Here is a 6,315-nt window from a genome sequence, read left to right as displayed (position 1 = left end):
CACTTTCTTTCTCTATTTAATTGCTAATGTCCTTTTGTTTGTCTCGCTTAAGGTCGCTTTTGCTTTCCCTTGCGGACAAGAAGAAGTATACCGTGTTTACAACTTTTCGTCAAGAGTTTTTTTGTTTTTTTATAATTTTTTTTTGTTTTTTTGTTTTTTTTATTTTTTCAATTTTTAATTCTTTGTTATCATTTATTTTATAGACTTACAAACGTTAAACTAATATGTTATCAATAGAATTCTATTGACAACATATTAGTTTATTAATCATATTTTTTTTCCAATAATTTACTTGCACTTAACCTTATTCCAATAGCTCCTATTGGTGCTGTTATAATTACACTTAAAATTGCCATAGCTTGTATTAACTCTCCTCCTACAACACCCATCTGAAGAGGTATACCAGCTTTAGCTGATTGAACAGTTGCTTTAGGTAGATAAGCTATAACACAAAATAATCTTTCTTTTAAATTTAAATCTGTTCCTACTAAAGCTATCAAAACACCAATTGATCTAACTGTAAGAGATATAAATACTATCATACTTCCTATATAAAAAATATTTCCAACAAGTGAAGGGTTTATAGCTGTTCCCACTAATGTAAATAAAAATACTGCTCCTACAGACCAAGCTTTTCCTAATCCATCCATTATATTATTTCCTAACCATTCATAATAATTAGTAATTACATAACCTATTACCATTATTCCTAGAAGAGAATTAAAATATTTTAGATGGTATGCAGTTTCAACCATTCTCATTCCAATAGCTAATCCTCCTACCAATATAGTTTGAAAGATCTCTGATTTTATTTTTTTAGATATTTCCCCAGCTATCACAGCCACCAATATTCCTACAGCGACACCTACTACTGTAGAAATTGGTATCGCTATCAAATTGTTTAAAATACCCCCACTGGTACCAAAATACATTCCCATAAATGATGTAAACATAGCTATGGCTACACTATCATCTGCCGAAGCTCCCGTAAGCAACATTTGTGGTATAGCTTTTTTTTCTCCTAATCCTCTTTTTATTAGATCTACCATGGCAGGAACTAATACTGCCGGACTTACTGCTGCAATTATAAACCCTAATATCCCAGCTTGTATTGTTGGCAATCCCAAGATTTTTATAGATAAAAACATAACTGTGAATCCCTCTACTGAAACAGGTATCAAGCTAAGTAATACTGCTGCTCTTCCTACTTTTTTTATTTGCTTTTTTCTAATCCCTAAACCTGCTATTAGCAACACTATGACCAAAGCTAAGTTTTTTAAAATTCCACCAAATTCTATGGCTACAGGATCTATTATTTTTAGATACACATTAGCTAAACAACCAAAAGCAATCATACCTATTAACTTTGGTAGATATAATTTTTCAACTATTTTCCCAACTATTACCCCACCTACAAATAAAATTAAAAATGAAACCAAAATACTTAACATAATTTTCCTCCTAAAAATATATAAAAAAACTTCTACATCAATACAAAAATTGTATCGATGTAGAAGCCATTAACTTTTTTCCAAGTAGTTTTAGATTTTAAATCTAAGGAGAGCTTCATCTCCTGTATAAATTATATCATATAAAATATTTCTAAGTAAATATAAATTATGTATAATTTAACTTTATTTTTGTCTGTATACATATTTGTTAATAGATAACCTTTACTATTAAAAAACTTAAAAAATTATTTTATCTTATCTAAGTTTGTAATAAGTATTGCTATATCATTTCCAGTTACCCCACTTATCCTTGTAGCTTCTCCAATAGACATAGGTTTAATTTGTTCTAAACCATCTCTAGCTATATTAGATAAACCTGCTATAGTTTGAAAATCAAATCCTTCTGGGATTTTCATATTTTCTAATTTTTTAAATTTTTCTATTTGTGTTCTCTCTCTTTCGATAAATGCATTATATTTAACAATAGTTTCAATTTGATTTTTAACAAATGTTGGCATATCCTTAATTTCTATAATTAACTTTAAAGAATCATACGTAACTTCTTTTTGCTTTAATAATTCAGATAACTTTACCCCTTTACCAAATCTTTCCTTCGCATCTACACTTTCTAAAACTTCATTTGCTTGTTTCATAGAGATACTGATTTGATTTATCCTTTCAACTTCAGATTTTACCATCTCTTTGGCTTCCTCTAAAAATTTAATTTTATCCTCAGAAACAATACCAATCTCTTTGGCTTTATCTAATAGCCTCATAAATGCATTGTCAAATCTAAGAGTCAGCCTATATTCTGCTCTAGACGGTAATACTCTATATGGTTCTGGAGTTTGTTTATGGATTATATCGTCGACTAATACTCCTAAATAACCCTCTGTTCTGTCTATTATAACTGGTTCTTTTCCCAATACTTTTCTACTGGCATTTACTCCTGCTAAAAATCCTTGAGCCGCAGCTTCTTCATATCCAGAAGTTCCGTTTATTTGTCCTGCAAAATAAAGATTTTTTATTTTTTTACTCTCTAAACTAGGATATAATTGATAAGATGGTGCATAGTCATACTCAACAGCATAACCATATCTCATTATTTTAGCATTTTCCAATCCTGCTATAGTTCTCATCATTTTTTCTTGAGCAAATGGTGGCATAGCCGTTGTAAGACCATTTACATAAAGTTCATTCGTCTCTTTAGATTCCATTTCTAAGAAAATTTGGTGATTAGTTTTTTCAGGAAAATTTAATACTTTTCTATCAAGCGACGGACAATGTCTCGGCCCATGAGTTTCTATTATTCCACTTACAATGGGTGAATACTCCAAAAGATCCTGAGCTACTTTCACAGTTTCAGGTGTTGTATATGTTAGCCATGTAGGAGAATTATCATTTTTTTCTTTCTTAGTGAACAATGAAAAATATTTTGGATGATCTTCACCATGCATCTCTTTCATTTTACTAAAATCTACAGTTCTCATATCTAACCTTGGAGGAGTAGCGGTTTGATATCTATCCAGTATTATTCCGTTTTTAAGCAATGCATCTGATAATTTTTCAGCAGATTTTTCACCTATCCTACCTGCAGGATATTTTACATCTCCAATTACTATTCTTCCTTTTAAGAATGTTCCAGTAGCTAGTATTACTGAACTCGCTCCATATTCTATCCCTAAGTCAGAAATTACCCCTTTTGTTTGTCCATCCTCAATAATAATGTCCTCTATTATACCTTGGATACTATCTAGATTAGGAGTGCTTTCTATCATCTCTTTCATTTTTACTCTATACCAGTATTTGTCCGCTTGTCCACGAGTAATTCTAGCTGCTGGTCCTTTACTGGTATTTAAATGTTTTAATTGTAAATTATATTTATCAGTATGTCTCCCAATCTCTCCACCTAACATATCTACTTCTGCTACTATATGACTCTTTCCTGGTCCTCCTATAGAAGGATTACACGACATCATAGCTATAGTGTCTAAATATATTGTAAATAGAGCTGTTTTTAATCCTGATCTTGCTGAGGCTAGTGCAGCTTCACATCCAGCATGTCCTCCACCTACAACGATTACATCATAATTCATAAGTTCTCTCCTTTTTAATTTTATTTTTGTTCGTATACATATTTTTAAAGTAAATACTACATCTCAAAGAAAAAAATACTGCAGAAATATCTGCAGTATTTCATATTTTTTTTATAATTTATTTTCCTACACAGAAATTACTAAATATATGATCTAAAACATCTTCCGATGAGATTTCTCCAGTTACCTCTGATAGTGCATCTAAAGCTTCTTTTAAATCTACAGCTATTAGATCCATTGGTAACCCCATATTTATTGTTTCAAATATATTTTCTATAGCTTCCTTTGTTTTAACTAAAGCAGATCTATGCCTAATATTAGTTATGACTAAAGTTTCAGATGAGTCTTCAATATTACCAGCTATAATATAAGAATAAATTTCTTCTTCCATATTAGTTATACCAATATTTTCTTTAGCTGAAATTTCGATCCATTTACCAACTTTTTCTAATTTAGATAAATCTATTTTTTGTTCCATATCTATCTTATTTAATATTCCTACAACTTTTTCTGCACAAATATGTTTATGTACTCTAAAGTCTTCTTCACTTAGTTCTCTAGAGCCATCTACAACAAATAAGATTAAATCTGAATCATCTAATAATTTCTCAGATTTTTCTACTCCGATACTCTCAATAAAATCATCTGTGTTTCTAATCCCTGCTGTATCAGCTAAGATAAGTGGTATTCCTTTTATATTTACAATTTCCTCAATTACATCCCTTGTTGTTCCTGGAATATGAGTTACTATTGCTCTTTCTTCTTTTAATAAAGAATTCAATAAACTAGATTTACCTACATTAGGTTTTCCAACTATTGCTGTCTTTACACCCTCTTTAATCATTTTCCCTTGAGTATAAGAGGCTGATAATCTATCTGAAGTTTCCAAAACTTCATTTAAATTATCTACTAAACCTTCCGGTAATGGATCATCGATCCCTTCTTCAGGATAGTCTAAAACTACATTTATATGAGCAACTACATCTAAAAGTAATTTTTTTAAATGTAATATTTGATCTTTTAAATCTCCTCTTAATTGATCTAATGAAAGAGATAAACTTTTTTCTGTTTTTCCATGAATTAAATCAATTATAGCTTCTGCTTGGGTAAGATCTAGTCTTCCATTCATAAAAGCTCTTCTTGTAAATTCACCCTGCTCAGCAATTCTAGATCCATTAGATAAAACTAACTCCAAAACTTTTTCAGTCACAAGATACCCACCGTGGCAGTTTATCTCTACTATATCTTCTTTAGTATAAGTTTTAGGACCTTTCATTATGCTGACCATTACTTCATCTACTAATTTTTCACCTGAATACAGATGACCATAATTAATAGTAAAATTTTTTAACTCTTCTACTTTTTTGTTAGATATCGGTCTAAATATTTTTGAGAGAATGTTTAGAGATTCTTTTCCAGACATTCTTACAATTCCTATTCCACCTTCTCCTCTAGGAGTCGATATTGCCGCTATTGTATCAAACATAGTATTACCCCAATCTTTTTCTTTTAATTACAATATATCTCTTAGGATCTCTTCCTTCACTAAAAGTATCAAGCTCCTTATATTTATTTACTATTTCGTGAATTATTTTTCTTTCCCTTGGTGGCATCGGATTTAATTTTACAACTTTATCAGTATGTAATGCTTTTTCAGCCATTTTTCTAGCTAAATCTCTAAGAGTTTCTGCTCTTTTAGCTTTAAATCCTTCTACATCAACTTCTACCTTTACACTTTTGCATAGAGAATTTAAAAGGTATTCAAAACTATTTAAAGTTTTACCTTTTTTTCCTATGATTATTCCATTGTCTTCACCAGATAAATTGATTAAAACATAATGGTCTCTAGCTTCTAAAACTTCCACATTTAAAACTAATCCCATATTATTCAATAATTCATTGGCTCTTTCTACAACTACTTCTTCTATCTTGATTTCTATTATCTCGGCTGTTTTCTCCATTTGAATCTCGTATTCTCCATGTTTTTTAAAAAAACCAAAAAATGAAGTTGCTTTTGATATTTCAATAACTTCTAAGATTTTATTCTTATCAAGATTATGATTTTTTACAGCTTTAATTATAGCATCGTCTTTTGATTTAGCTTTTATTTGATAAGTTAAGTTCATTTTACGCCTCATCCCTTCTACTCATTATATAATATTGTTGTGCTACTGAAGCCAAACTAGATACAAACCAATACAACTGTAATCCTGACGGCATCTTGTATGAGATAAATATCATCATTACAGGAAACATATAAGTCATCATTTTCATTTGTGGGTTTGAAGATCCTTGACTTGCACTCATTAATTTTTGTTGGAAATAAGATACTGCACCATTTAATAATGGTAATAAATAAATTGGATCTGGATTTGATAATGTTAACCAAAGAAATTTTGATCCCTCTGCTATAACTCCTCCATCTGCTCCTGTTTTTCTCAAAACTCCAAAAAGTGCAAATAATATTGGCATTTGTAATAATATCGGTAAACAACCACTTGCTGGGTTCACCTTATGTATTTTATATAGTTCAATTGTTTTCTGATTTAATGTTTGTGAATCATTTTTATATTTTTCTTTAAGTGCTTCTAATTGTGGTTGCAATTTTTTCATAGCACCCATTGATTTATCTTGCTTTAATGTAAGTGGTAACAAAACTAATTTGATTAAAATTGTTATACCAATTATGGCTAACCCATAATTTCCAAAAATATTGTACATCACTTCTATCGCACTTTCTAAAAAACCTTGTAGTGCTCCATATCCAG

The 6,315-nt window shown here is 30.1% G+C and carries 5 protein-coding genes and 1 riboswitch; all 5 genes read right to left on the bottom strand.

Going from position 1 to position 6,315, the window contains the following annotated elements; translation table 11 throughout:
• Positions 1 to 263: 263 nt before the first annotated feature.
• The 5 genes from WBG30_RS03125 to WBG30_RS03105 all read right to left on the bottom strand — a co-directional run bounded on the left by WBG30_RS03125 (position 264) and on the right by WBG30_RS03105 (position 6,268).
• Positions 264 to 1,451, bottom strand: a complete 1,188-nt coding sequence (locus tag WBG30_RS03125; RefSeq protein ID WP_424503186.1) for a cation:proton antiporter — start codon at positions 1,449 to 1,451, stop codon at positions 264 to 266.
• 53 nt (positions 1,452 to 1,504) lie between these two features.
• Positions 1,505 to 1,583, bottom strand: a riboswitch (Fluoride riboswitch).
• 113 nt (positions 1,584 to 1,696) lie between these two features.
• Positions 1,697 to 3,547 (bottom strand): tRNA uridine-5-carboxymethylaminomethyl(34) synthesis enzyme MnmG, encoded by a 1,851-nt coding sequence (gene mnmG, locus WBG30_RS03120; protein ID WP_424503185.1) that lies wholly within the window; start codon positions 3,545 to 3,547, stop codon positions 1,697 to 1,699.
• Positions 3,548 to 3,665: 118 nt separating this feature from the next.
• Positions 3,666 to 5,033, bottom strand: a complete 1,368-nt coding sequence (mnmE, locus tag WBG30_RS03115) for a tRNA uridine-5-carboxymethylaminomethyl(34) synthesis GTPase MnmE (protein ID WP_424503184.1) — start codon at positions 5,031 to 5,033, stop codon at positions 3,666 to 3,668.
• Between the two features lie 4 nt (positions 5,034 to 5,037).
• Entirely contained in the window at positions 5,038 to 5,673 is a 636-nt protein-coding gene (jag, locus tag WBG30_RS03110) for an RNA-binding cell elongation regulator Jag/EloR (RefSeq protein WP_424503183.1), read from the bottom strand.
• Between the two features lies 1 nt (position 5,674).
• Positions 5,675 to 6,268 (bottom strand): YidC/Oxa1 family membrane protein insertase, encoded by a 594-nt coding sequence (locus WBG30_RS03105; protein ID WP_424503188.1) that lies wholly within the window; start codon positions 6,266 to 6,268, stop codon positions 5,675 to 5,677.
• Positions 6,269 to 6,315: the final 47 nt, after the last annotated feature.

This window comes from Psychrilyobacter sp. (assembly GCF_049671765.1).
Lineage (GTDB): Bacteria > Fusobacteriota > Fusobacteriia > Fusobacteriales > Fusobacteriaceae > Psychrilyobacter.
This window is presented reverse-complemented; position numbering and strand designations above follow the sequence as displayed.